Genomic DNA, 25,320 nt, shown 5'->3' with positions numbered 1-25,320 from the left:
GATCAGAACAGGCTCACGCCGACGGACAGTGGCCCGCGCCGCACGCCCACTGTGCCGCCAGCGCTCAAGCCGTTTGAACCGACCCCAATGCTCACACCGCCATGTGGTTGCACGGGCTCTCCGTCCGCCCCACAGGCGGCAACAAACAGCAATGACAGCACACAAAGGATGCGGATCATGCGATCACCTCTCTCCACCGGGTCACCTGCGCACGCACCTGTGTGGGCGCGGTGCCCCCGTAACTTGTACGCGATGCGACGGAATTTTCCACGGACAAAACGGTAAAGACATCTTCGGTGATGCCCTTGTGGGCGGTTTTCATCTGATCCAGCGTCAGGTCGGGCAAGTCGCAGCCCTCGGCTTCGGCAAGCGCAACGAGGCTACCGGTGATATGATGAGCGTCGCGGAACGGCAAGCCCAACACCCGCACCAGCCAGTCGGCGAGATCCGTCGCGGTCGAGAACCCAGACCCTGCCGCTGCAGCGAGGCTTTCACGGTTAGCGGTCATGTCCCGCACCATCCCGTCCATCGCAGCCAGCGCCAACATCCAGTTGTCGGCCGCATCAAAGACCTGTTCTTTGTCTTCCTGCATATCCTTGGAATAAGTCAGCGGCAGCCCCTTCATCACCATCATCAGGCCCGCGTTCGCGCCAAAGATGCGGCCGACCTTGGCCCGGATCAGTTCCGCCGCATCGGGGTTCTTTTTCTGCGGCATGATGGACGAGCCGGTCGAGAAGCGGTCGGACAGCGTGACAAAACGGAACTGCGCTGAAGACCAGATCACCAGCTCTTCTGCAAAGCGGCTGAGGTGCATGGCACATATGCTCGCCGTGCTCAGAAACTCCAGTGCAAAGTCGCGGTCGCTCACCGCATCCAGCGAATTGGCGGCAGGCCGATCAAAGCCCAACGCCTCTGCCGTCATCTGCCGATCAATCGGGAAGGACGTGCCCGCCAGTGCGGCCGCCCCAAGCGGGCTTTCGTTCATCCGTGCCCGCGCATCGCGCACTCGGGACAAATCGCGCCCGAACATCTCAACATAGGCCATCATGTGATGGCCCCATGTCACCGGTTGCGCGGTCTGCAAATGGGTAAAGCCTGGCATGACCCAATCGGCCCCCGCCTCTGCCTGATCCAGCAGGGCAGCGATCAGCGACAACAGGGCACCTTCGGCGGCATCAAATTGGTCACGCACCCACAGCTTGAAATCGGTCGCCACCTGGTCGTTCCGGGATCGACCTGTGTGCAGCCGCCCCGCAGGCTCGCCAATGACCTCTTTCAGCCGCGCCTCCACATTCATGTGGATGTCTTCAAGTGCTGTCGAAAACTGGAACGTGCCTGCGTCGATTTCTGACAAGACCGTGAGCAGCCCTTCCCGGATCGCTTCGACATCCTTATCACTCAGAATGCCGGTGGCGCCCAACATGGCGGCATGGGCCCGCGAGCCCGCGATGTCCTGGGACGCCATGCGCTGGTCAAACCCGATCGAGGCATTAATTGCCTCCATGATCGCATCGGGACCTGCTGCAAAACGGCCCCCCCACATCTGATTTGCGGTCTTGTCGGACATGAACGTGCCACCTTGAGGAAGATGATGAAAAAGCTTGTTACCGCAGCCCTCTACATGGCCCTGAGCGTGGGCGCAATTCCCGCCCTGGCCGACACATCGGCGGCAGAGGCGCTGCGCGAGGGCGACATGAAGAAATTGATCTTCCACAGCACGCCCGAGGCTGTTTCGAACCAATCCTTCGATCTGGCCGATGGTGCAGGTCAGGGGTCGCTGGCCGACTACGAAGGCAAGCACATCCTCGTGAACTTCTGGGCCACTTGGTGCGCGCCGTGTCGGCACGAGATGCCGATGCTGTCCGAATTGCAGACCGAGTTTGGTGGCGATGACTTTGAAGTGGTGACAATTGCGACTGGCCGCAACAACCCTGCGGCCATCGTGAAGTTCCTGAACGAGATCAACGCCACAAACCTGCCGCGCCATCAAGATCCGAAACAGAAGCTGGCAGCGCAAATGGGCGTGTTCGGCCTACCCATCACCGTAATCATCGATCCGGAAGGCCGCGAGATTGCCCGCCTGCGTGGCGATGCAGACTGGTCCTCGGACAGCGCGAAAGCCATCATTGCGACCCTGATCGGGGCGGAAAGTAGCTGAAGAGAGCCCGGCTCACTTAACCCAAGTTCATTCGACCAGTTTGGGAGACACCGCACCCGGAGCCACCTCCATGGAAGATGGTGCCGGACAACGTGTTCGTTCGCTCAGGCTGCGTGATTCAGGATCGCGGCCTCGCTTGCGCTCAGGTTTCGTCGCGCATAGCTGCCATAGGTATGCGGATCATATTCAAGATTTGGCATCGCCGACACCAACCGCGCCCGATCACCGTCATTCAGCATCGACAGCGCCGTGTTTGCAGGATGGAAGCTCTCCGTCTCGACACCGTTGGCCCGCAAGACCTCATGGCGTGGTAACAGCAGATGCACATATGTTACGGAACGGGCCTTGAGATCGACGGAAATGGTGGAGCCATTGACCAGATCCTTGGCGGCCACCAGTACCTCTGGCGTATTGAACAGATCGCGAGCGATGTCACCCTTCACCAACATCCGGTGCTCGGGTGAGACGAGCAATTCTTGATCCGGCCGCTCCACGCCCAACGCACCGGTTGCGATCCGAATAGGCCGCAAACGTGGCAGGGCAAAGAGCCGCGCGCCCGTCATACGACGGCTGCCTACCCACAGAATTTCCTGTGCTCCGTTATCCTGTGTCTGGACTTTGTCACCCTCGCGCAGCTCCTCAATGAGCCGCGGCCCGTCCGGCGTATCTATCCACGTCCCAGGGGTAAAGCAGATCACACCGCCCGATCCGTCCGGAGAGGGATCACCCTGCGCTGTGTTGATGGTATGATGGACCACCCACAAGTCCGTCTTGCGTGGCGGAATGTCATCCAAAAACATCAAAAGCGGCGGGGCGCCGCGCCCAACTTCGATAACCGTCACAGTGTAGCTTTTGGCCCCATCGGTCACGACGAAATTGCTATCGGACATCAACGCGTCCGGCTCCGCAGCCTCGGATTTGAGTGGGGTATTGTCCAGTGCCGCTCCAACCAGCCTGTGCACCATCCGTGCCGCACGCCGCCGGATGACGTCTTCTCCGTTCGCCCTGTCCAAGCGCAATACATCTTGCGGACCATCCACACGCACAGCGTCCCCACGCCATGCCCATGCTGCCCCAACCGCCAATGACGGCAATGGTGCGGCCTCGAGACCGTCCACTTCTGTTTGCGACCAGGAGATGACAAACGTGCCACGAAAGCCCGTTTCCATTGCCTGTATGCCTGCCTTGTCTTTTTTTATTAACCGTACGTTAACAGCGGAATTTCCGTCTGTGAAGCCCGGTTTTGTGTCAGATTCCAGTGTGTTGCGTGCTGAACATCAGGTAAGTCAAATATCCACTTGACGTAGACACACTCAACGTAAGCTAGAACGGCACACGCCAACGGACTGCGCCTACGATTTGTCCCTCGTCCTGGCCTTCGAACTCTTCGCCCAAGTAGGTCAGCCCGTAGAAACCGGTTATCCCTGTCTCGCTCCGCCACATAACACCAGCGCGTACACGTTCACGAACGTCTTCGGCCGTCACGCCGCGATCGGATGGCAGTAGTTTGCTGTCCGAGACGCGCGCGATATCGGCGCCAAGAACAAAGCTGTAGCCGCTCCACTCGCCTTCAACCGCACGGTACCGCTGACCGCTCACACTGTCCCGGATCAACAGGTCACCGTGGCCGAGACTGCCATAGGTGAAATCAACACCTGCGCGTACCATTGTCTCGACCCCCGCGCGGGCTTCGACAAACGGCCGCAACGTCGAGGCTCCACCTACGGCAATGCTGCGCCCGGCTTCCAATACGACATTCGGGACAATATCGTTGCCAATCTGTGCATTGCGCACGGCATCCGAGGGGCGCACGATGTTGAACGTGTCGTGAAAAGCGTCCTGAAATTCGTCCAGCTTGGTCTGAGGCCCGAGAAAGACAATATCGCCGCCAACCGAGTATTCCATCAGTCCACGCACGAAATGCGTGTGCAACCCGGCAGACAAGGCACCTGCATAGGGGCGATCGCCTGGTGCGGGGGTACGAATATCATCTGGCGCAAGGATTTCAGCCGCCAGGCGGAGTTCAAGCAGTTGGCCAAATCCTTCCGGTGCTCTTCCCTGCCAGGTGGGACCCCAAATGCGAGAGGATTGGAAACCGCCCGTGCGCCAACGATCTTCACCATCGCCAAAGAAGTCGTTGGTGATCAGACGACCGTAGCCGAGGCGCTTACGGTCCTGCGCATCCGCAACACCCGAGAGGACGATCGTCGCGCAAAGCGCGGCGGTCAAATATTTGATCATCAGGGCATCCCGACAAAAGTGCCCCCCCGGGCAAATTTCGAATACCCTAATCGGCGGTGATTTGCCTAGTGCTGATCCGCCACAGTCGAGAAACTTGACACGCTACTGAGCCAACTTTCTGCGGACGTCGCAACTGCCCTGGCGTCAGGGTACGTTGAAATTCGCGCGATACGCGGATGGTGACACACCCAATGTCCCAACGAACGCACGTCGCATCCGATCCTCATCCCCAAACCCGCAGGAAACAGCGATCTGTTTGACGCTTTGTTGGCTGGATTCCAGTAGACCTTGCGCCTTTTCGACCCGCATCGCTGCAACGGCTCTGGCTGGCGTTACACCCATGACCTTGGCATAAACACGGGCAAAGTTGCGCGCGCTCATGTTCGCTTGGGCGGCAAGCACTTCGACGGTCAGGTCCCGGCGCAAATTGTTGGCAATCCAATCATGCAGTTTTTCGAACTGCCCTGCCCCGTCTCGCAACTGACGGCTGAGGGCGGGACTGAACTGCGATTGCCCTCCCGAGCGCACCATTTGAGCGACCATCGCGCGCGCGACGGAAAAGGCGGCTGCCCGTCCAAAGTCTTCGGCAGCGATGGCAAGCGACATATCGATGCCAGCCGTGATCCCTGCGGATGTCCATATGTGACCGTCCTTGATGAAAATCGGATCCATTTCTACGTTCACAGCCGGAAACTCAGCCGCCAGCATTGCACAGTCGTCCCAATGCGTGACAGCACGCCGCCCATCCAGAAGGCCGGTCGCCGCGAGGATCAACGCGCCCGAGCAAACGGAACAAACGCGCCGCGCCCGGCTGGCCAGCCTTCCAAACGCGCCGACCAATTCAGCATCGCGCATACCGCGAATTGCACCGTCTCCGCCGACAATGATCAACGTGTCTATATTGTGTTCTTCGAGGCTTGCTATTGTTACAGTCGGTATCGAGAGAACCGTATTCGTTTCGATTGACTCACCGGTGACCGAAGCCACAAGGCATTCATAGCCAAACGCGCCGGTCGACGGGTCGACCGCGCGGGAAAAAACCTGCAAGGGGCCCGCAAGATCCAGCAGAACAATGCCATCATAAACGACAAAAACAACGACACGTGGCATTTCGGATGTAATACAGGACTTGGCAGATTTTGAGGTCATATTGTCATTTCTGCCACCCGCAGATGAGGTAGTCTATGCCTACGAACATGGAGACGACCCCGATGTTGGCCCTGAAACCGAATTGTGAGTGCTGCAACAAGGACCTTCCGCCTGATACCTCGGAGGCACGGATATGCAGTTATGAATGTACGTTTTGCGCCAATTGCGTCGAGACCAGATTGAACGGCATCTGCCCCAATTGCGGCGGCAATTTCGTACCGCGCCCCATCCGGCCCATGGCCTGCCTCGCAAAGCATCCCGCATCGACTGAGCGCGTGATCAAATCTCACACGGCGTGCGCGCCCACCACCGGTCACGGACATAGAAACCAATGAGCGAGCTGACCCATATCCTGAATTGGCGTCGTCTGAATGCGCGCCTGACAACCTCCGGACAACCAACCGAAGGGCAACTTGCCGACATCCGAGCACTTGGCGTCACCCACATTGTCAATCTGGGCCCGCACCATAATGCTGGCGCACTGGAAGACGAGGCGGGCACAGTGGGCGGCTTGGGCATGAAGTACATCTATATCCCCGTAGAGTTCGATGCCCCGACTGACGCTGACTTCGAAGCCTTCCGCCACGCCATTGATGCCAACAGAAACACATTGATGCATGTGCACTGCATCTACAATGCACGGGTCAGCGCGTTCTTTTATCGCTACGCGGCCGCGGAGTCCGGGCTGTCCAGGGAAGCCGCATTTAAGAATATGGAGAGCATCTGGCGTCCAGGCAGTGATTGGGCGGCATTTATCGACGACCCTGCGGCATGTGGACAACCCAATCGCTACGCGGGCGAAGACTACTGACGGGAACGAACGAAGCCCAAATTGACCGCCTTCGAGCAGATTTGCCACATTTTTAGGCGATATCCCACCGATTGCGCAGCAGCATGGCCCGACTTTTGCGATCACGGCTTTCTTTCGAACAATCGAAAGTCATTCTCCAGCGTCATGTGATGTTAAAAAACACAGGGGAGATGTCTTTGATGTACAGATTTGCAATTGCCGCAACGCTTGCCGCGACACCGATGTCCGGGATGGCACAGGAGCTGACACCCGTCACGTTCGGAACGAACTGGCTAGCTCAGGCAGAGCATGGCGGGTTTTATCAATCGGTAGCCGACGGCACATATGCCGCATGTGGTTTGGACGTGACCATCGTGTCAGGCGGCCCGCAAGTGAACAACCGCGCCCTGCTGCTGGCGGATCGCATCCAGTACCACATGGGTGGTGACATGCTGCAGGCGTTCAACGCCGTGGCCGAAGACATTCCGGTCGTTGCAGTGGCCGCCATCTTCCAGAAACACCCGCAGGTGATCGTGGCACACCCAGATGTCGAAAGCTGGGAGGACCTGAAGGACAAGACCCTGCTGATCGGGGACAATGGCTACACCAGCTATTACCAGTGGATGATTGCCGAGCATGGTTTCACCGCAGATCAGCGCCAACCCTACACCTTTAACCCGGCGCCCTTCATCGCCAACACGGACACGGCCATGCAGGGGTATCTCTCGTCCGAGCCCTACCTGGTTGAGAAAGAGGCAGGCTTCAAACCCAACGTCTTCCTGATCGCCGACAACGGCTATTCCTCTTACGCCACGACCATCGAAGTGATGCAGGCGACGATCGACGAGAACCCGGACCAGGTGGAATGCTTTGTCGATGCGTCCCTGACCGGCTGGTACAACTACCTCTACGGCGACAGCGCGGCTGCCGATGCGCTGATCCTTGAGGCCAATGCCGACATGACCCAGGACAAGATCGAATTTGCCAAGAACATGATGCGCGACGAGGGTATCGTGGACAGCGGCAAGACGCTTGAGCTGGGCATCGGTGCCATGTCGGACGAGGTGATTGGTGATTTCTACCAGAAAATGGTCGATGCTGGCGTGATCTCCGACGATCTGGATTGGAAGGCGGCCTATACGCTCGACTTTACCAACAAGAAGGTCGGTATCGACATCAAGCCCTGAACTGGCTGACAGTATGAGGGAAAGCCGGGCGGTTCCGCCCGGTTTTTGGCAGGAGTAGCGGATGGCACTGATCGCCCCTTTTGACATGCGGCCGGAATTGATGCGCGTGGACACCGTGGACAAGGTGTTTCCAGGCAACGTGCAGGCGTTGCGCGCCATGTCACTGACCGTGCGCGAGGGTGATTTCATTTCACTTCTGGGCCCGTCCGGCTGCGGCAAGTCCACGGCTCTGCGCTTGATTGCGGGCTTGTCTGAGCCGACCTCGGGCCGCATCGAATGGTCCCAGCCTCGCGCGCAAGGGGATCTGGGAGTGGTGTTTCAGGAACCGACCCTCATGCCATGGGCGACTGTTGCGCAGAACGTGTACTTGCCCTTCCGGCTGGAAAGCAAAACATACGCCTCCGTCAAAGATGAGATCCTGGAGGCGTTGAAGCTGGTGGGGCTGGAGAAGTTTCAGAGCGCCTACCCCCGTGAATTATCTGGCGGCATGAAGATGCGCGTGTCGATTGCCCGCGCCATGGTCACGCAGCCCAAGCTCATCCTGATGGACGAACCCTTTGCGGCGCTGGACGAGATCACGCGCTTCAAGCTGAACAACGATCTGCTGGATATGCAGGCCCGCATCGGCTGCACCGTGATCTTTGTGACGCACTCTGTTTTTGAAAGCGTGTTCCTGTCGGACCGCATTGTCGTTATGGCCGCCCGCCCCGGCCGTGTGATCGAGGAATTGCACGTCGACGAGCCCTATCCGCGTGGAGAGGTGTTCCGAACCTCCTCCGAATATGTCGCGCACTGCCGCGCCGCGTCTCAAGCGCTTGAACAGGCGATGGAGGCCGCGGCATGAGCGTGACCGAACTGAACCAACCCGCAGCCCCAACCGTTGATGCCGAGGAAGCGCGCCGTGCCCGTGCGCGGCGGATCGAAAAGACCGCGCGCTGGCTGCTGCCGCTTCTGGTCATGGCACTGATGATCTGGATCTGGGATCGCATCGTCGTGTGGAACGACATCCCCCATTTCATCCTACCTAGCCCGGCGCGCGTCTGGGGCAGCCTGACAGGAGACTGGGAGATCCTGTGGGACAGTGCCCTGCTCACCGGGCGCATCACCTTGATGGCGCTTGCCATTGCTGTTGTCGGCGGTGCGGGCCTCGCCATCCTGTTTAATCAGAACCGGATGGTTGAGCTGTCACTGTACCCCTATGCGGTGATCCTGCAGGTAACCCCGGTCGTGGCCATTGCGCCGCTGATCTTCATCTATGTGGAAAGCAAAACAGTGGGCATGCTGATGTGTGCCTGGATCGTCGCGTTCTTTCCGGTGCTAAGCTCTACGACCCTTGGTCTCAACTCTGTCGACCACAACCTGCGCGATCTGTTCCGCATCTATGGCGCCACCCGTTGGCAGCGCCTGTGGATGCTGCAATTGCCCTCCGCCCTGCCTTACTTCCTTGGCGGTCTCAAGATTGCCGGTGGGCTGTCGCTGATCGGGGCGGTGGTCGCCGAACTGGTTGCCGGAACGGGTGGCGTGGGCACCGGTTTGGCCTTCCGCATTCAGGAGGCAGGCTACCGACTGAACATCGCGCGGATGTTTGCGGCCCTTGCCATCGTTGCGGCCATGGGGGTTTTCATCTTTGCGGCCCTGTCGCTTCTGTCGCATATGTTGCTGCGCAAGTGGCACGAAAGCGCCATCAAACGGGAGACTTGATGGACTTTCGCGCTCTGCCCAGCGGACACATAACCCTTGCCAATGTCACTGTTCCGGCCTGCCTCGTCGGGCAGGACGGAGACCTCACCACCACTGAACTGCACATTGCGGACGGAAAGATTGCCGATGCCCCAGGCCAGCGCGTGGATATGGCGCGGGCGATGGTTCTTCCCTGTTTCACCGACATGCACGCGCATCTGGACAAGGGGCACATCTGGCCGCGGGCGTCGAACCCTGACGGCTCGTTCATGGGCGCGCTGACCATGGTGCGCGAGGATCATGCCCACTGGACCGCTGATGATTTACGCGCGCGGATGGAGTTCGGCCTGAAATGCGCCTACGCCCACGGCACGCGGGCAGTACGCACCCATCTCGACAGTATCCCTCCGCAGCCACAGATCACGTGGCCCGTGTTTTCCGAGTTGCGTGAGACGTGGGCTGGCAGGATTGATTTACAGGGTGTCTGCCTGATCGGCTGCGACGGGTTTTCAGAAGACGGCGATTTCAAGGTGACTGCAGATCTGGTGGCGGAACATGGTGGGACGCTTGGCATGGTGACTTATCCCGTACCGGACCTGCGCGCGCGGTTGGAGGGCTTCTTTCGCCTCGCCACAGCGCGCGGGCTGGATGCGGATTTCCATGTGGACGAGACTATGGATGCGTCGTCGGAAACCTTGCGCCTGATCGCCGAGGTCGCGCTGGAGGTCGGCTTCGAAGGGCGCATCGTTGTCGGCCATTGCTGTTCGCTGTCCACACAGAACGAAACACGCGCGATGGACACGCTGGATCTGGTCGCGAAGGCCGGGTTGCATGTGGTCAGCCTGCCGATGTGCAACCTTTACCTTCAGGACCGCACGCCCGCTGGCACGGCCCGCACCCCGCGCGGGCGTGGTGTGACGTTGGTGCATGAGATGAAGGCACGCGGCATCCCTGTCAGCTTCGCCTCGGACAACACGCGGGATCCGTTCTATGCCTATGGCGATCTGGATATGCTTGAGGTGATGCGGCAGGCGACGCGCATCGCACATCTGGACCATTCTGAAACCGACTGGGTGACGTCCTTCACCTCTCAGCCCGTTGCCACCTGCGGCTTTGCCGCACAAGGGATGAATGCGGGCGACCCTGCTGACCTTGTTATCTACAATGCACGGGAGTGGACCGAGCTTTACGCCCGCCCCCAATCCGACCGCATCGTGCTGCGGAACGGTATCGCCATCGACCGCACCCAGCCCGACTACGCCACCCTCGATCATCTGTGGGAGACATCATGAACCTCGACGCTGCCAAGGCCGCTCTGGCCCATCTCGACATTGAAGAAAAAGAGACAAGCATCCGCGCATCCTCGCGTGATTTCTTTTGGTACTCTCCTGTGCTGAAGGAGCGGCTGGATCACGTCGTTGCCGATTTTGTCGTGCGCCCCCGGAACGAGGCCGAAGTGATTGAAGTGCTGAAGGTCTGCTATCAGCACGATGTCCCTGTCACCACGCGAGGCGCTGGCACCGGCAACTATGGACAGGCCATGCCGCTTGAGGGCGGCTGCGTCATGCACTTGCGCTGGATGGACAAGGTCAAGGAAGTGCATCCGGGGCGCGTGATTGTCGAACCAGGATGTCTACTCAAGGACCTGGACGCTGCCTGCAAAGAGCATTCAGGCCAGGAAATCCGCATGTTCTCATCCACGTGGGCCACGGCCACCATTGGTGGGTTCATCGCTGGTGGGTCGGGTGGTGTCGGCTCATGCACCTGGGGCAGCTTGCGCGATCTGGGCAACATCATCCGCCTGCGGGTGGTCACGATGGAAGAAGAGCCGCGCATACTTGAGTTTAGGGGCGAGGAACTGGCCCGCGTCAGCCACGCCTATGGCACCAACGGCATCATTACCGAGATCGAGATGCCTCTCGCCCCGGCCTATGACTGGGTCGAGATGTTCGTGACATCCAAGGACTTCATGGCGGCCACCCGCTTTGCCCAGGATCTTGCAAACGAGGACGGCATCCTGATCAAGCTTGCCACCGTGTTCGAAGCGCCCGTGGCCAAGGACTATTTCCAGCGCGTGGCCCCGCATGTGGAGGCCGACGATACCCTGATCGGGCTGATGGTCGCGCCACATTCGATGGACGGGTTCCAGACACTTTTGGGCCGCAACCCAGACCTGACCCTGATCTATCGCAGCGATGACCACGACTGGGACCGCGCGCCCGGTACAGTCTTTGAATACGGCTGGAACCACACCACGCTGCGCGCGCTCAAGGTCGACCCGTCCATCACCTACTTGCAGGTGCGTTTTGGCTATCCTGACCAACTGCACCTGATCGAAAAGATGCGCGATGCGCTGTCGCCCGAGGTTTTGCACCACCTTGAAGTGTTGAAAGAGGGCGGCAAGGTGATGTTTGCGGGGCTGTCCCTTGTCAAATTTACGACCGAGGAACGGCTGGATGAGATCATACAGATCCACGAAGACGCAGGCGCCATGGTCTTCAACCCGCACCGCTACACGCTGGAGGAAGGCGGGCGACAGACGGTCGACGACCGACAACTCAAGTTCAAGCAGGAGGCGGACCCCAAGGGCCTCTTGAACCCCGGCAAGATGATCGCGTGGGACGATCCCGAGTGGGATTTCAGCCGCATGTACAGTTACCCCAAGATACAGGCGGCGGAATGACACCGGCACCCACAGTCCCGGCCGAACCGCAGCGCGCGCTGGTGTTGGCAGCCCACCCGGTGCCGGACAGCTTCAACGCTGCCCTGCATCACCAAGTGGTCGAGACACTGACGGGACGCGGGTGGGACGTGGATGATTGCGATCTTTATGCCGAAGGCTTTGACCCGATCATGTCGGAGGCGGACCGGCGCGGTTATCACGACGTGCCGGAAAACATCGAACCCGTGAAAGACTACGTGGACCGCCTGCGTGCGGCGGACGCGCTGATCATGGTCTTTCCGGTGTGGAATTTTGGCTACCCGGCGATGCTCAAGGGCTTTCTCGACCGGGTGTTTTTACCGGGCGTGTCTTTCCGGTTGGACGATGGCAAGGTCGTCCCGAACCTGACACGCATCCGGCGGCTGGCGGCTGTCACCACCTATGGCGGCACGCGGGTCAGGGCCATGCTGTGCGGTGACCCGCCGCGCAAATGCGTGACCAGAGCGGTCTGGCATGTGTGCAGGCCGAGGACGACCAAATACCTTGCCCTTTACGACATGAACCGGGCAACGGATGCGAAAAGGCGCAGTTTTCTGGAGCATGTCGGAGAACAGTTAAGGACATTCTGATGCGTGCGCTCATCATTTTTTGCCACCCCAAGGAGGACAGTTTCAACGCCGCCGTGCTGGAGACGGTGACAACCCATTTAGACAAGGTCGGAATCGAATACCGGGTCCGCGATCTATATCGGTCGAATTTCATGCCCGTGCTGACGGCTCATGAGCTGGACTGCTACCTTGATGAAACCTGTAACGCGGCCCCCGTGGCGCAGGACGTGGCAGATGTGCAATGGGCCGATGCGCTCATCTTCGTCTATCCGACATGGTGGTACGGTCTGCCAGCGATGCTCAAGGGCTGGCTTGACCGGGTGCTGTTGCCCGGTGTCGCGTTCATCATGCCCAAGGGCGAAGGTGACAACATCCAGCCGGGCCTCACGCATATCAAACGGTTGGGTGTCTTTACGACCTGCGGCGCATCATGGTGGCTTACCACCCTGATCGGCGCACCCGGACGCAAGATGCTGACGCGCGGCCTCCGCGCAATCTGCGCCAAACGGTGCCGCACGGTCTTTGCCGCGCACTATCTGATGGACAGCTCGACAGACACATCGCGGGCAAGCTATCTGAGGAAGGTGGCGGAACGTATGGAAAGGCTGACAGCATGATCCCCGTTCTCGACTGGTCGGAGGCGCAAAGCGATCGCGCTGCTTTTGCCGCACAACTGGGCCAAGCAGTGCGCGAAAGCGGTTTCTTTCTTCTCTCCAACCCGCAAGTGCCGCAAGACCTGCGGGACGAGGTTTTCCGACTGGCGGACATGTTCTTCAACCAGCCACGGGCGGAAAAGGCGAAGCTGTCGATCCTCGACACCCCGCACTTTCGCGGCTGGGCCAAGCCGGGGGACGAGTCGCTGGACGAAACCCGGCCCGAAGTCGACAGCAAGGAAACCTTCAATATCGGCTATGACCTGGCACCTGATGATCCCCGCGTGCTTGCGAACGAGCCGTTTCGTGGTGTCAATCGCTGGCCCGATATTCCCGGTTTCGCAGACACCATGCTGGCCTACTACGATGCCTGTCAGGTCCAGGCATCGGCGCTGCTGAGTGTCATGGCCGAGGATCTGGCGCTCCCCTCCACCCACTTTGCTGATCTGTTCACGGAGCCACTTTCGGCCATGCGGCTGCTCCACTACCCGCCTGCCAGTGGTGCCGCCAACGAGATTGGCGCGGGCGCGCACACGGATTATGGCGCAATCACGCTGTTGATGACGGATGGCGAGCCCGGATTGCAGGTGCAGCCGCGCGGGGGCGACTGGACGGATGTGCCGCATGTGCCGGGAGCTTATGTCGTCAATATCGGCGATTGTCTGATGCGCTGGACCAACGACATCTATGTCTCTACCCCGCATCGCGTACTGCCCCCAAAACGTCAACGTCGGTCGGTCGCATTCTTCTGCGAAGCCAACCCCGATGCGCTGGTCGAAGCGCTGCCAGGCACGGGCGAAGCCAAGTACCCGCCGATCCGCGCGGCGGACTATCTGGCCTCGCGTCTTGCGGCAACCTACGCCCCGAAGGAAGAAGCATGAGCGCGCGCAACTGGGCGGACCTGCGAATGCCGGAATTCGAGGCGCGGAACCCTGATCGAACCATTGTTCTTCTGCCCACCGCAGCCATCGAACAACATGGCCCCCACCTGCCCGTCGGCACGGACACCCTGATCGCCGAAGGGATGCTGGATGCCGTTCGCGCAGCTTGCCCCGATGACCTCGATCTGCTGATCCTACCGGTGCAAGCGGTTGGCAAGTCCAACGAACACCTATGGGCCGCAGGAACCTGTACGTTGACCGCAGAAACGGCACTGCGCGCCTGGACCGAGATCGGCCTATCCGTAGCGCGAGCCGGTCTGACAAAGCTGATGATCGTCAATTCTCATGGCGGCAACCTCGACCTCATCTCGATTCTCAGCCGCGAGTTGCGGGTGCAGGCAGGGATGCTTGCGGTCAAGGCCCAATGGGGATCGTTCGGCGCACCCGAGGGGCTATTCAGCGAACAAGAGGACATGTTTGGGATTCACGGCGGCGATAGGGAAACGTCGCTTATGCTGGCTTTCAGACCCGAGACAGTTGATATGGCAGCCGCCCGTGACTTTCGATCCAGCGCGGAAACGTCGGCTATCCCGCCAATCGGTCCCATATCCTATGGCTGGATCGCATCGGATCTGTCCGAAACCGGCGTGGTAGGCGAAGCGCATCTTGCGACTGCCGAGAAAGGACGCGCATTGGCGGTGCATCAGGCAGGGGGCTGCCTCGAACTCGCACGCCGTATGGTGGATACCCATGTGCCCGACGCGCCGTCGATGCGCTAGTGATGCCTCGGACCCAAACGCTCTCGCATCGGGAGCACCGATGACGGAGTTGGAGTAACTCGCAAGCTCGGTTGTCCGCGTCCCACACCAATTAAGCCTCGCCGTAGGCTTTTCTCCTGCGGAGATGCGATAAGCGAATGCAAAGTTGCCGGAGTTTCGACGCTGCGCGAAACGCAGATATCCGAACGCAAAAGTGCACCTTACATTGACTGGCTGTCAGATGACGTTCGGCCAGACGATGACGGTGCCAAACGGTCTGTCTACGCGGGAACAGAAAATGGCGCGCACCCCTTCGGGCACGCGCCATCCAAACTCTCTCGAACTTGTTCCTGATTATTCGGTGACGGCGTTCTCCACATCGACGCTCACGCCCGGACCCATGGTCGAGCTCAGCGACACCTTTTTCATATAGGTGCCTTTCGCGCCTGCGGGCTTGGCCTTGGCCACGGCACCCACGAATGCACGGATGTTTTCGACCAGCTTGGCCTCGTCGAACGATGCCTTGCCCACGCCTGCGTGGACCACACCGGCCTTCTCCGCCTTGAACTGAACTTCACCGCCCTTGGCCGCTTTCACGGCGTCAGCGACGTCCATGGTCACGGTGCCGACCTTGGGGTTCGGCATCAGGTTGCGGGGGCCCAGCACCTTACCCAGACGGCCCACGATGGGCATCATGTCGGGGGTGGCGATGCAGCGGTCGAACTCGATGGTGCCGCCCTGGACGGTTTCCATCAGGTCCTCGGCGCCCACGATGTCCGCACCCGCCGCTTGCGCTTCCTCGGCCTTGGGGCCGCGGGCAAACACGGCGACGCGCACGTCCTTGCCGGTGCCGTTGGGCAGGCCAACCACGCCGCGCACCATCTGGTCCGCGTGGCGAGGGTCAACGCCCAGGTTCATCGAGATTTCAACCGTCTCGTCGAACTTGGCCGAGGCGTTCGCCTTGATCAGGCTCACCGCGTCTTCGACGGTCAGGTTCTCTTTCCCGGCGAAGGCTTCGCGGGCTGCTTTTGTGCGTTTTCCAAGCTTTGCCATCTTACTTCACCTCGATGCCCATGGAGCGGGCAGAGCCCAGGATGATCTGCATCGCGCCGTCGATGTCGTTGGCGTTCAGATCCTTCATCTTCGCTTCGGCAATCTCGCGCACCTGCGCGGCCGTCACCGTACCAACCGTCTCACGCGAGGGGTTGTTGGCGCCGGATTTCACCTTGGCCGCTTTCTTCAGATAGTAAGACGCAGGCGGCGTCTTGATATCCATGGCGAAGGATTTGTCCTGGTAGTAGGTGATCACGGTCGGGCACGGCGCGCCGGGCTCCATGTCTGCGGTCTTGGCGTTGAACGCCTTGCAGAATTCCATGATATTGATGCCGCGCTGACCCAGAGCCGGACCAACCGGCGGGGATGGGTTTGCTTGACCGGCGGGCACCTGCAATTTCATGGTGCCGGCAAGTTTCTTGGCCATGTGCCAATCTCCTTTTCAAACAGCTTTGGAACGCGTTCCAAAGCCTATGTTGACGTGGTCGTGGTCTGGGCATCGCGATGCCCTCGCCTCCCACGGGGAATGTTGCAAAAGCAACAGGAGCGCCGGTTACAGCGCTCCTGCCAAAAACACAAGGGGGAATGTCCCCGCGGGGACGTATCGTCAGCCCTCTTCGAGGATCACGTCGAAGCGGACGCGGCTGCCTGGCAGGCCTGCGTCGTTCAGGGGACGAGAGGGCGCTGCGATAATGATTTCTTCAGCATTTACCCCTCTACCCACCAGCATCGCCATCAACGCCTTGGCCCGCAGGAGCCCGGTCGACACGCCCTCGCCCGAACCGACGTCACCGGCATGGTGGCCGATCACGCGCAGACGCGCGTGGGGGCATTCCATCGCCATCATGGCAAGGGTCATCGCCGTATCGACGTCGCTGGAGCCGAGAGAGACCGAGCGCGGCGCATAGAACAGCATGGTACTGTCGACGGCCTGCTGAAGCGCTGTCACGCATGTGGCGTTGGCCCATGGCTTGGGTGTCGCAGTGGGAACGCGGACGGCGACGCGTGTCACCTCTTCCACAAGTGAGAACTCGACACGGCGATCATAGTAAGATGCAGGTTCCGGGCCCACGATGCCCGACGGCTGCCGGTCGCCCATGCCTTGCGCAACGAACATGCGCGTGTCGATGCCCGAGGCGCCGATGCGTTTGATGACCTCTTCGGCCCGGGCCTGGCTGAGACGCAGGTTGGCAGCCGGATCACCCGACGGGTCCGAATGCCCCTCGACCCGGATCTGAACGCCCTGGCAGTTCTGCGCAATCAGACCCAGCAGGCGGCCCTGTTCGATACCGCCCTGGTCCGCGGTCAAACCGCCACTGGGAAAGTAGACGCGCGCCTGATCGGCCATGGTGCGCAGATCGTCGATGCACTGCTGCTGCGCGCCTGCTCCAAACGTGTTGGTATCAAAGAACGGCGCGACGGGTGTGGCGGCGAGCGACGCCGTGCGCTGTGGCGCAGGCGTTGCCACTGGCTTTGGCGCAGGTGCCGGCGCTGCGGCTGTTACGGGCTGCGCTTGCGGCGCGACCGGTGCGACGGCGGTCAGGGATGTTTCGGGCGAGACCTGGCGGGCGACGACCTCTTGATCAGCTGGCAGAGCAGTATCCACGATCTGCGCCGATACAGGCTGCGGCGCAACAGGTGCGGGTTGCGGCACGGCGGCGGCGACAGGCTGCGGTTCCGCCGCCTCTTCGGTGCCTCCGAGCTCGAGAAAACCGGATGCTGCGAACACAATTGCTGCGGATGGAACCAGCCATGGAAGGCTGTCCCTCAAATACTTCAATGCCATAGAATATCCCCCAGATACGCTGCTCGGCCTATGCGCGCACATCTACATGGTGTGCTTGTATCAACCAGTAGGCGATAATCCGCCACATTCGTCAACAGGTGTTGTGGATGTTTCTGTGGATAAGTTGGGGATTTGCTTGGCGAGTGGGATGCGCGGCATGACCGGTCCCGCCACAGTACCGCATGCTGCACTTCGCGCGGATTTTACCGTTACCGCATCAAACTTGCCTCCGCGACCGGTGATCGTTCACGGATTTCGGGTGAGCATTGCCGTGCCCACCCGAAACAGAAGGAACACCATTTCTTAAAATGGTAGCAGACCCGCTGGCGCGGAGCAGTTAAAAATACAGCCCGTGGTGAAAAGGCGGTGGGCGTTCAACCTCTGCCGGGAGACCAACGTCCTTTTTCAGATAAGCGGGCAGATCCACGTGCCCGCGCGGAACGGGACGCGCTGGGTCGGGGCGCGAAGCCAAGATGGCCGCAAGCCGCAGCACTACGCCACGCGACCGGCTGAGGGGGATGTAAAGGGATAAGGTTGGCATTGTTCTCTCCATTGAAAATGGAAAGCCGCCGCATGAGGAAAACACAAAAAAGGCCGCTCACGAGGCGGCCTTCAGATTGGAAACCTGTCAGACCGCTTTAACGGGCTACTGCGCCTGAGGCGTGAAGCATTGGGGTCTGGCATGTGATCATAGTTGACACGTCCTGGATTGGGGTTTCCAATTTCGATGGATAGCAGCCAGATGGGCCGCGCTCAACAACCCAGAGTCGTATCGGTCGATTTCCGCCGGATCGAGGTTTCAGCTCAGGGCTGCCGCCGATGCCGCGCACTCTAGGGTCGGCGACAGATCCGATTTGCAGGTTTTCCATGCCACAGCCGATGCCAGGTTTTTTCAATCTAAAGTCGAATTGAGTGATGAGTGTAGATGGTGGCTGTATCACGCCGCGACAGAGCTGATCCGCATTGCGCAACAAAAAAGCGCACCAATGTGCGCCTTTCTCGTCAAGAAACCTGACCCATATCAGATCTGTTTCGTGACCTGTGTGTATTCCAGCTCGACCGGCGTTTCGCGGCCGAAGATGGACACGGTCACCTTGAGGCGCTGGTTGTCTTCGTCGACTTCCTCGACCATGCCGTCGAAGTCTTCGAAAGGGCCGTCGTTGACTTTGACCTTTTCGCCGACCTCGAAGCTGATCATCAGCTTGGGTGCTTCTTCGCCTTCCTGAACGCGGTTCAGGATCTGGTTCACTTCGGCGTCGCGCATGGGCATGGGGCGTCCTTGCGGGCCCAGGAAACCGGTGACGCGGTTGATCGAGTTGATCAGGTGGTAGCCCTGGTCGGACATTTCCATGTGCACCAGTACGTAGCCCGGCATGAAACGGCGTTCGGTCGTGACCTTCTTGCCGCGACGGACTTCGATCACTTCTTCGGTCGGGACCAGCACTTCGTCGATCTGGTCCTCAAGCCCGTTTTCCTCGACCGAGGTGCGGATCTGCTCTGCGATTTTCTTTTCGAAGTTCGAAAGAACGCTGACCGAATACCACCGTTTTGCCATGTCTTTTCTGGCCCCTCGCCCGTTTGGTTCGTCTGGGCGCGACCCGCGTGAATCGCTGCCCGGAATAAAAAGTGGCGCGGGGCTCGAATCGCCGCGCGCCTGTGTCAGATCAGGTGTGTGAAATACTCTGCACCATTTCAAAGTGCAAGGGGGCCGGCCCACTGCCCAGCCTTAGCCGAAAGTGGTCAGAACCGTCTCAAGCCCCCAGCGGATGATGATGTCGACCAAGGCGAAGAACACAGCTGTCAGCGCCGACAGGATAAACACCATGACCGTGGTCAGGAAAACCTCGCGCCGGGTTGGCCACACCACTTTTGAGACTTCCGAGCGGACCTGCTGGATGAACTGAAGTGGGTTGGTGGTGGCCATGGATCATGTCCTTTACTGCGGATGGACCGCATTTAACGGCAGGCCGGGACGAATTCAAGGCGGGATTGCACCCGCCTTGTTCACGTGTCGGGGATGGTGTTCAGCTTTCCTGCACCATGCGGTCCAGCCGATCGTTGACCACCCGCTCGTGGTCGATGTCCGCCTGCTGCATGGCCTGGAAATCGGGCATGTAGAGGCTATCGACCATCCCGTCGGGAAAGATGTCGAGCACACCGTCCCAGAGACAGGCAAATCTGTCGAGTTTGCCGCGCAGTTCGGCGGCGCGGGCGGAATCGCGTGTCTCTACCCGGTCAAGCCAGGCAAGTATGCCGCGCCAGATACGGTCGGATCCAAGCATAAGGAATGCCCCGGCCACGATCACAAGGCCGAGCACCGCGCCGATGACAAACCAATGCGGGCGCAGAACGATCAGCAGAGCCGAAAGAGCAAGGGCAACATGGCGGGTTGTCGGTTGGAAGTTGCGGATGCGTGCGGCAAGAGTCGACACGGATCGCAGACGGGGCAGTGACATGCGGGATATCAGGCGAGCGCGAGGGGCGGCGGGCACATCCTCTGCGTCCGCGAGTTCCGGCAGATCCTCAGCGCGGCGGCGCGGGGCAGCTTCGTTTGTCCTTTCGACAAAGGCTTGGGCTGGAACGACGGGCGCTGGTCTGGGTTGCTTGACCGGCGTATCGACGTCGTCGGCCAAGACCGAGCGGATCATCGACATCGTCTCTTCCTCACTTGCGGCATGAGACTGACCGGGGATCAATGTATAGTTCATCTGGCAGCTTCCTTGCCCCGTCACAATTCGAGGCTGTCTTTACCGGGCCCGGGCAGATCGGGCGTTTGATACGGGTCGCACTATGCGGATGAGGCAAAGCTACGGCCGGAATGAGAGCGACCCGTGTCAGAGATGTGGCGAAAACATGGCACTGTGTAAGATCAGACGACAGTCACCGATCGCAATGTGGGACTGTTTCCCAATGCGGAACCTTGGCCGAAGAGAATTTCCCAAGTACAGCCTCGACCGGCAATATCTGATGAATCACTACAGATGATCAGATCTGACCAAATGAACAGTGTCGCTTATGCTTTTCCATCGGCTTTACTGATAGGCGAACGCCGTGACGCCATTGAGACGCAGCCAGAGGTCAATGGCTGCAATAATACACTGGGCCTTGGCGTAGACGAAGGCCGCTCTTGTGTCGCGCATCACGCAAGGCGCGTTCGACATCCTGAGCGGACCGGCGCACATCGCCTGACCCGCAGAATTAGGACTGAACGTATCTTCGAACCACTATGAACACTTTGGCAAATCGGCGTTTCAGCGAGTCGGCATGAGCCGCACTGACGCGGAAGGATGAGGCAAGCAATTGCAGAAGTGGGCCAACGATACGCGGAAAGTGTGCTGAAAACGGAACCGCCCTCGAACCAGGAACACCCGTTGCAATCCCTCTGGGGTTTCACATTCAAAGCGTTTGCAAGGATCTGCGTGGCAGGGGCAGCAGGGTTCGAACCCGCGACCTACGGTTTTGGAGACCGTCGCTCTACCAGCTGAGCTATACCCCTTCACGCCGGAATGAATTACGCGCCAGCCCCACGCTTTGCAAGGGCGAAATCAGGCTGCACTGCGGGTCGCGCTGTAGGTGTCCGATTGCACAATGCCCGTATCAAACAGATGCGCGATTTCAGTGTCTGTCAGGCGTGCGACGTCGCCTAGCACCTCTTCGGTATGAGCACCCAGCGACGGCGCCACCTGCGCTGCGGTCCGGTCCACCGCACCGAAGGTTGCAGGATGGCGTGGCGTCGGATATGTGCCCAGCCCCGGTTGGTGCAGGACATCGAACATCGGGTTGTCGCTGCTTAGGTCCGCGTCGTCGGCCAGCGCTTCGCGCACAGTGCGAAATTCGGACCAAGTCAGCCCCACCGCATCAAATTCGGTCCTGAATTCCGACACACGGCGCGCGGCAAACCATGGGCGCAGAATGTCTGTGATCTCGGTCCGGCGGCGCCAACGCTCGCCCTCATCCGCGAGTGAGATACCGTAACGGCGTTCCATCGCGCGCATCGCATCTTCGGTTCTGGTTGCTTTGATCAGGCCCCGCCACTGCCGGTCAGTCAGGCCGATAACCATGATGCGCCGCCCGTCGGCGCAAACAAAGTCCTGCCCGTACGCACCGTAGAGCGCGTTGCCCGCCTTTGTCCTGTCCGTAGTGTTCAAGGTCGCGTCGCCCAGCATCCCAAGGTGACCCATGGTGGCTGCCGCGACATCCTTGAGCGCCAGTTGCACGTTTTGCCCTTGCCCTGTGCGCAGCCTGTGCCGCTCGGCGGCCAGCAGGGCGGAGACGCACATATTGCCCGCGATAAGATCCCAGGCGGGCAACGCGTGGGCAACCGGCTCGCGGAATCCTTCGGGGCCTGTCATATGCGGCATACCGAGGGCAGGGTTCACGGTGTAATCCACCTGCGGACGCCCGTGGCGGTCGCCCATAAGGGTAACGCTGACCACATCGTCGCGCAGGATACGCAGTGTTTCATGGTCGAGCCAGCCGCGTGCAGGCAGGTTTGTCAGGAACAGCCCCGCATCGTCGCCGGGCGCAGCCACCAGATGCTGCACAAGTGCCTGGCCTTCGGGATGGCGGGTGTCGACCGCGACTGACTTCTTGCCCTTGTTCATGCCCGCCCAAAACAGACTTTGGCCCGACGGCGCGAGCGGCCAGCGCCCTGCATCCAGCCCGCCGCCCAACCGGTCGACGCGGATAACGGTGGCACCCATTTGAGCCAAGGTCATGCCCGCAAGGGGGACAGCGACAAAGGCGGCGTGTTCGATCACGCGCATTCCTGAGAGTACGGTCATTGGGTTCCTCCGAACATTGCTGTGGCCTGCATGCCCTGGTAGCCATCCTGGCCGGTAAAGAGCGACAGCACGCCGTCATCTTCCGTTGTGCAGATGTCGATTGGTGTTCCGGCAAAGAGCGGGTGGACCGCGCGGAAATCGAAAAAGATCGGGGTTTGGCCGGTTTGCTCTGCCGCGTGACGCATGAGCAGCGCGGCTTGGAGCGGACCATGAACGACAAGGCCCGGATATTTCTCGACCTTTCGCGCATAATCGAGATCGTAATGGATGCGGTGGGCATTGAAGGTCACGGATGAGTAGCGGAACAGCATTGCCGCAGATACATCTACGCGCTCGCCTGTGTCGGCCGGCATTGCGCGTTTCTTGGGCGGCGTGAATTGCTCGGGCATTGGCAGGTACACAATGTCCTGGCGTTCCTCGATGGCGAGCCCCTGGGGTCCGATCACGGTATGATCCAGCGTCACAAGTGCCATGGGTCCTGTGCCAGTGGTCTTGGTTTCAACCGACCGAACGGCGGTGTGGCGATGGAGTGTGTCACCCACGCGGATTGGCGCGTGAAAGCTGAGCGCGCCGCCGGCCCACATGCGGCGAGGCAAGCCAAGCGGCGGCAAAAGCGCGCCCGGCGCAGGATGACCGTCGACGCCAAGATGATCGACATGGCTGATCGGAGGGAAGGCCGCCCAGTGCCAGAGAGGTGGCAGCAGTGCCCGTCCGCGCGGCGCTGTCTCGTCCGAGCGACCGATGGTGGCGTGAAGCTTGGCCGCCATTGAGATGTCGATGCCACCCACGTCTGACGCGCTTTTTCCAACCCAAGCCGCTGTGTTGATCTGATCCATCGCGTGTCCTCCCGCTGCAACCTAAGGTGCGCAAGCGCGAGAAAAAATCAATATATTTTAATAACTTAGCTGAATACCGTCGTATACATTGCGGCCCATTTCGCAGCTGCAGCACCAAGAGAAGCCTTGGAATTCAGCCACTTTGGCGATGGCTTTGCAGATGCAGAAAGAGAGAAAGAAAAAGCGAAAAAGTTTCGCCGCGCGTGCCATTTGGCGCAACTTCGTTGCTGTCGACTGGCCTACGACGACACAGCGCAACGCAAAAGCGCTTCCACAGTCGGGTTAGTCTCCGGCAGAGACCAGGTTGGCTTTGGTTCGGAATTCAACAGCGCGTTCCATCTGTCGCTGTTCAGTGAGCGCCCCGATGAAAAAGGCGATACGATGTCTGGGCAAGCCACCGCGAAGCGCGTCAAGAAACTTGCCCTCCGCAGTGTCGTATTCCCCCTCGGCCACGAGTATCAGCGACCGGTAGAATATCGGGTAAACGGCTTCGGGATCCAGTGCCAGTGCTGCGTCGATATGTGTGTGTGCAGTGGCAAAATCATCGGCGTCCAACATCATCATCGCCATGAATTCATGATCGTAGTAGTCAGCGTCCCCATTTTCGAAATTCGCCTGCAGAACGCGAACCGCTTCCTCGTCCTCGTCGCCATAAAACAACAAATCCGCCAGCCAGTAGACAGCAACGTCATCATGACCCTTGGCCAGAAACTCACGCAAGACGGTCTGGCCCGCATAGCGCAATCCAAGCGCAGACAGCGCGCGCGCTTTCCAGACGTACCCGTGAGACGTGTCCGGCCAGTCTTGCACGACGCGTTCGGCATCGACCATTGCGCGGCGATAGTTTTCAAGGTCGAGATTGGCCTTGGCCCGGTAAAGATAAGCCTCGGTCGGGGCATACCCGCTTTCGATGGCTCGGTTCAGCCGGGCAAGAGCAGCACCTGATTCACCCTGATCGTACAGGCCACGCCAAGGGCATAGAGCGTCCAGGGGTCTTTATCATCGTATTGCAGGGCCGCTTTCAGGATCTGTTCGCCCTCATTCGGACGACCACTTTCGATATAAAACCACGCTTTCTCACGATGGGCCCACAGGTAATCGGGTGATATTGCGAGCGCGGTGTCAATTAGAGTGACATACTCGTCTTCCTCAATCGTGCCCATGTAACGTCCGGACGAGGCGAGACCGGCAAAAGATTGCGCTGACGCGCCCGTGTTCAGAGCACGTTCAAACGCATCAATTGCCGCGTCGTAGTCGGACAAACCCCAATGTGCCCAACCAAGCACATTAAGCGCAGCGCCATGGTTCGGATCATGTTCAAGAACATCCGCCACGATGGTGATCGCGGTTTGCGGCTGTCCGTCATTGTCATAGGCCCGCGCGAGCGACACCTGCATGTCCCGCGTATCCGCGTTCAGCACAGACGCGCGTGCAAGCGCCGTTTCACAGATCGCAATCAGACGGTCGGGGGATTCGTCTTCCTCGAGGCAGACGGCCGCGTAACTTTTTTGGCTGTCCGACAGAATTGGACGCGCAAGTGCCGTTTGAAACAGAAATAAATTGGCCAGTAATGTCCCAAGAAAAAGAGATTTCAAATTTTGCGCTCCGGTTTGGTTCATTCTAACAAGGATAGATCCGCAAACAAATAAAAAGGCCGCGCAATTGGCGCGGCCTTTTAAATGAAACGTGTTTCGGATCGAGATCCGTCTTACGATGGGTGCTCAATCTGCGACCGTGGTGCTGCGGCTCTGATCTCGTGTCCTTTGCTGCGCAAAGGCACTGCCACAGATGCCGTCCACAGGTCGCGGTAAGCGCGAACTGTTACTCAGTGATCTTGGACACCACGCCGGCACCAACGGTCCGGCCACCCTCACGGATCGCAAACCGCAGGCCGTTTTCCATCGCGATCGGCGCGATCAGCTCGACGCCAAACGACACGTTGTCGCCCGGCATCACCATCTCGGTGCCTTCGTTCAGCTGAACCGTGCCCGTCACGTCCGTCGTACGGAAGTAGAACTGCGGACGGTAGTTCGCGAAGAACGGCGTGTGACGGCCACCCTCTTCCTTGGTCAGGATGTAGGCTTCGGCCTCGAA

27 protein-coding genes, 1 tRNA gene and 1 pseudogene are annotated in these 25,320 nt (G+C 59.8%); 12 read left to right on the top strand and 17 right to left on the bottom strand.

What is annotated here, in order from left to right:
• Window positions 1-2: 2 nt before the first annotated feature.
• Entirely contained in the window at window positions 3-179 is a 177-nt protein-coding gene (locus tag KUV51_RS12520; RefSeq protein WP_222521984.1) for a hypothetical protein, read from the bottom strand.
• Window positions 176-1,567, bottom strand: a complete 1,392-nt coding sequence (gene argH, locus KUV51_RS12515) for an argininosuccinate lyase (RefSeq protein WP_222521983.1) — start codon at window positions 1,565-1,567, stop codon at window positions 176-178. Before argH ends, KUV51_RS12520 begins: the two co-directional genes overlap by 4 nt.
• 24 nt (window positions 1,568-1,591) lie before the next feature.
• Here argH and KUV51_RS12510 point away from each other — a divergent pair, with 24 nt between their 5' ends.
• On the top strand, window positions 1,592-2,158 hold the full coding sequence (locus KUV51_RS12510; protein WP_222521982.1) for a TlpA disulfide reductase family protein: 567 nt from the start codon (window positions 1,592-1,594) through the stop codon (window positions 2,156-2,158).
• Between the two features lie 104 nt (window positions 2,159-2,262).
• Here the strand turns inward: KUV51_RS12510 and KUV51_RS12505 are convergent, their stop codons facing one another.
• The 3 genes from KUV51_RS12505 to KUV51_RS12495 form a co-directional block, all read right to left on the bottom strand.
• A complete protein-coding gene (locus KUV51_RS12505; protein ID WP_222521981.1) occupies window positions 2,263-3,327 on the bottom strand; it encodes a Hint domain-containing protein in 1,065 nt (354 codons plus the stop codon).
• 154 nt (window positions 3,328-3,481) lie between these two features.
• Window positions 3,482-4,399 carry a lipid A-modifier LpxR family protein gene (locus KUV51_RS12500; protein ID WP_222521980.1) on the bottom strand — a complete coding sequence of 306 codons (918 nt, stop codon included), beginning with the start codon at window positions 4,397-4,399 and terminating at the stop codon, window positions 3,482-3,484.
• A gap of 144 nt (window positions 4,400-4,543) precedes the next feature.
• Window positions 4,544-5,548, bottom strand: a complete 1,005-nt coding sequence (locus KUV51_RS12495) for a GlxA family transcriptional regulator (RefSeq protein WP_261385836.1) — start codon at window positions 5,546-5,548, stop codon at window positions 4,544-4,546.
• 35 nt (window positions 5,549-5,583) lie between these two features.
• Here KUV51_RS12495 and KUV51_RS12490 point away from each other — a divergent pair, with 35 nt between their 5' ends.
• From KUV51_RS12490 to KUV51_RS12440, 11 genes are all read left to right on the top strand, one after another.
• Window positions 5,584-5,883, top strand: coding sequence for a DUF1272 domain-containing protein (locus tag KUV51_RS12490; RefSeq protein ID WP_315898828.1), 300 nt, complete (start codon window positions 5,584-5,586; stop codon window positions 5,881-5,883).
• Window positions 5,880-6,359 carry a protein tyrosine phosphatase family protein gene (locus KUV51_RS12485; protein WP_222521979.1) on the top strand — a complete coding sequence of 160 codons (480 nt, stop codon included), beginning with the start codon at window positions 5,880-5,882 and terminating at the stop codon, window positions 6,357-6,359. Before KUV51_RS12490 ends, KUV51_RS12485 begins: the two co-directional genes overlap by 4 nt.
• Window positions 6,360-6,538: 179 nt before the next feature.
• The gene (locus tag KUV51_RS12480) at window positions 6,539-7,525 is read left to right on the top strand and encodes an ABC transporter substrate-binding protein (protein ID WP_222521978.1); all 987 of its coding nucleotides are present in this window, start codon (window positions 6,539-6,541) and stop codon (window positions 7,523-7,525) included.
• A gap of 61 nt (window positions 7,526-7,586) precedes the next feature.
• A complete protein-coding gene (locus tag KUV51_RS12475) occupies window positions 7,587-8,369 on the top strand; it encodes an ABC transporter ATP-binding protein (protein WP_222521977.1) in 783 nt (260 codons plus the stop codon).
• Complete coding sequence (locus KUV51_RS12470) at window positions 8,366-9,226, top strand: ABC transporter permease (RefSeq protein WP_222521976.1); 861 nt, start codon at window positions 8,366-8,368, stop codon at window positions 9,224-9,226. The genes KUV51_RS12475 and KUV51_RS12470 overlap by 4 nt, the downstream gene beginning before the upstream one ends.
• Complete coding sequence (locus KUV51_RS12465; protein WP_222521975.1) at window positions 9,226-10,497, top strand: cytosine deaminase; 1,272 nt, start codon at window positions 9,226-9,228, stop codon at window positions 10,495-10,497. The genes KUV51_RS12470 and KUV51_RS12465 overlap by 1 nt, the downstream gene beginning before the upstream one ends.
• On the top strand, window positions 10,494-11,888 hold the full coding sequence (locus KUV51_RS12460) for an FAD-binding oxidoreductase (RefSeq protein ID WP_222521974.1): 1,395 nt from the start codon (window positions 10,494-10,496) through the stop codon (window positions 11,886-11,888). The genes KUV51_RS12465 and KUV51_RS12460 overlap by 4 nt, the downstream gene beginning before the upstream one ends.
• The gene (locus tag KUV51_RS12455; RefSeq protein WP_222521973.1) at window positions 11,885-12,496 is read left to right on the top strand and encodes an NAD(P)H-dependent oxidoreductase; all 612 of its coding nucleotides are present in this window, start codon (window positions 11,885-11,887) and stop codon (window positions 12,494-12,496) included. Before KUV51_RS12460 ends, KUV51_RS12455 begins: the two co-directional genes overlap by 4 nt.
• Entirely contained in the window at window positions 12,496-13,092 is a 597-nt protein-coding gene (locus KUV51_RS12450) for an NAD(P)H-dependent oxidoreductase (protein WP_222521972.1), read from the top strand. Before KUV51_RS12455 ends, KUV51_RS12450 begins: the two co-directional genes overlap by 1 nt.
• Window positions 13,089-14,009, top strand: a complete 921-nt coding sequence (locus tag KUV51_RS12445) for an isopenicillin N synthase family dioxygenase (RefSeq protein WP_222521971.1) — start codon at window positions 13,089-13,091, stop codon at window positions 14,007-14,009. Before KUV51_RS12450 ends, KUV51_RS12445 begins: the two co-directional genes overlap by 4 nt.
• A complete protein-coding gene (locus KUV51_RS12440) occupies window positions 14,006-14,788 on the top strand; it encodes a creatininase family protein (protein WP_222521970.1) in 783 nt (260 codons plus the stop codon). The genes KUV51_RS12445 and KUV51_RS12440 overlap by 4 nt, the downstream gene beginning before the upstream one ends.
• 333 nt (window positions 14,789-15,121) lie before the next feature.
• On the opposite strand, the gene rplA is transcribed toward KUV51_RS12440, so the two are convergent.
• The 12 genes and pseudogenes from rplA to tuf all read right to left on the bottom strand — a co-directional run.
• A complete protein-coding gene (gene rplA / locus KUV51_RS12435) occupies window positions 15,122-15,820 on the bottom strand; it encodes a 50S ribosomal protein L1 (RefSeq protein ID WP_222521969.1) in 699 nt (232 codons plus the stop codon).
• A 1-nt stretch (window position 15,821) separates the two neighbouring features.
• The gene (gene rplK / locus KUV51_RS12430) at window positions 15,822-16,247 is read right to left on the bottom strand and encodes a 50S ribosomal protein L11 (protein ID WP_039689777.1); all 426 of its coding nucleotides are present in this window, start codon (window positions 16,245-16,247) and stop codon (window positions 15,822-15,824) included.
• 180 nt (window positions 16,248-16,427) lie between these two features.
• Window positions 16,428-17,606, bottom strand: a complete 1,179-nt coding sequence (locus KUV51_RS12425; protein ID WP_222521968.1) for an OmpA family protein — start codon at window positions 17,604-17,606, stop codon at window positions 16,428-16,430.
• A gap of 1,021 nt (window positions 17,607-18,627) precedes the next feature.
• The gene (nusG, locus tag KUV51_RS12420) at window positions 18,628-19,161 is read right to left on the bottom strand and encodes a transcription termination/antitermination protein NusG (protein ID WP_039689781.1); all 534 of its coding nucleotides are present in this window, start codon (window positions 19,159-19,161) and stop codon (window positions 18,628-18,630) included.
• A gap of 171 nt (window positions 19,162-19,332) precedes the next feature.
• Window positions 19,333-19,530, bottom strand: a complete 198-nt coding sequence (secE, locus tag KUV51_RS12415) for a preprotein translocase subunit SecE (protein WP_039689783.1) — start codon at window positions 19,528-19,530, stop codon at window positions 19,333-19,335.
• A gap of 100 nt (window positions 19,531-19,630) precedes the next feature.
• The gene (locus KUV51_RS12410) at window positions 19,631-20,314 is read right to left on the bottom strand and encodes a hypothetical protein (RefSeq protein ID WP_222521967.1); all 684 of its coding nucleotides are present in this window, start codon (window positions 20,312-20,314) and stop codon (window positions 19,631-19,633) included.
• 712 nt (window positions 20,315-21,026) lie between these two features.
• Window positions 21,027-21,102 (bottom strand) — tRNA-Trp (locus KUV51_RS12405).
• Window positions 21,103-21,151: 49 nt separating this feature from the next.
• Window positions 21,152-22,390 (bottom strand): CoA transferase, encoded by a 1,239-nt coding sequence (locus tag KUV51_RS12400; RefSeq protein WP_261385835.1) that lies wholly within the window; start codon window positions 22,388-22,390, stop codon window positions 21,152-21,154.
• Window positions 22,387-23,226 (bottom strand): MaoC family dehydratase N-terminal domain-containing protein, encoded by an 840-nt coding sequence (locus tag KUV51_RS12395; RefSeq protein ID WP_261385834.1) that lies wholly within the window; start codon window positions 23,224-23,226, stop codon window positions 22,387-22,389. Before KUV51_RS12395 ends, KUV51_RS12400 begins: the two co-directional genes overlap by 4 nt.
• Before the next feature lie 282 nt (window positions 23,227-23,508).
• Complete coding sequence (locus tag KUV51_RS12390; RefSeq protein ID WP_222521966.1) at window positions 23,509-24,057, bottom strand: hypothetical protein; 549 nt, start codon at window positions 24,055-24,057, stop codon at window positions 23,509-23,511.
• An 89-nt stretch (window positions 24,058-24,146) separates the two neighbouring features.
• Entirely contained in the window at window positions 24,147-24,821 is a 675-nt protein-coding gene (locus KUV51_RS12385; RefSeq protein ID WP_222521965.1) for a tetratricopeptide repeat protein, read from the bottom strand.
• Between the two features lie 226 nt (window positions 24,822-25,047).
• A pseudogene (gene tuf, locus KUV51_RS12380) lies at window positions 25,048-25,320 on the bottom strand (elongation factor Tu); the annotation flags it as partial.

The organism is Tateyamaria omphalii (assembly GCF_019802125.1).
In the GTDB taxonomy this organism is placed as follows: Bacteria; Pseudomonadota; Alphaproteobacteria; order Rhodobacterales; family Rhodobacteraceae; genus Tateyamaria; species Tateyamaria omphalii_B.
Note: the sequence above shows the minus strand (reverse complement) of the source record. Positions and strands in the feature narration are given on the sequence as shown.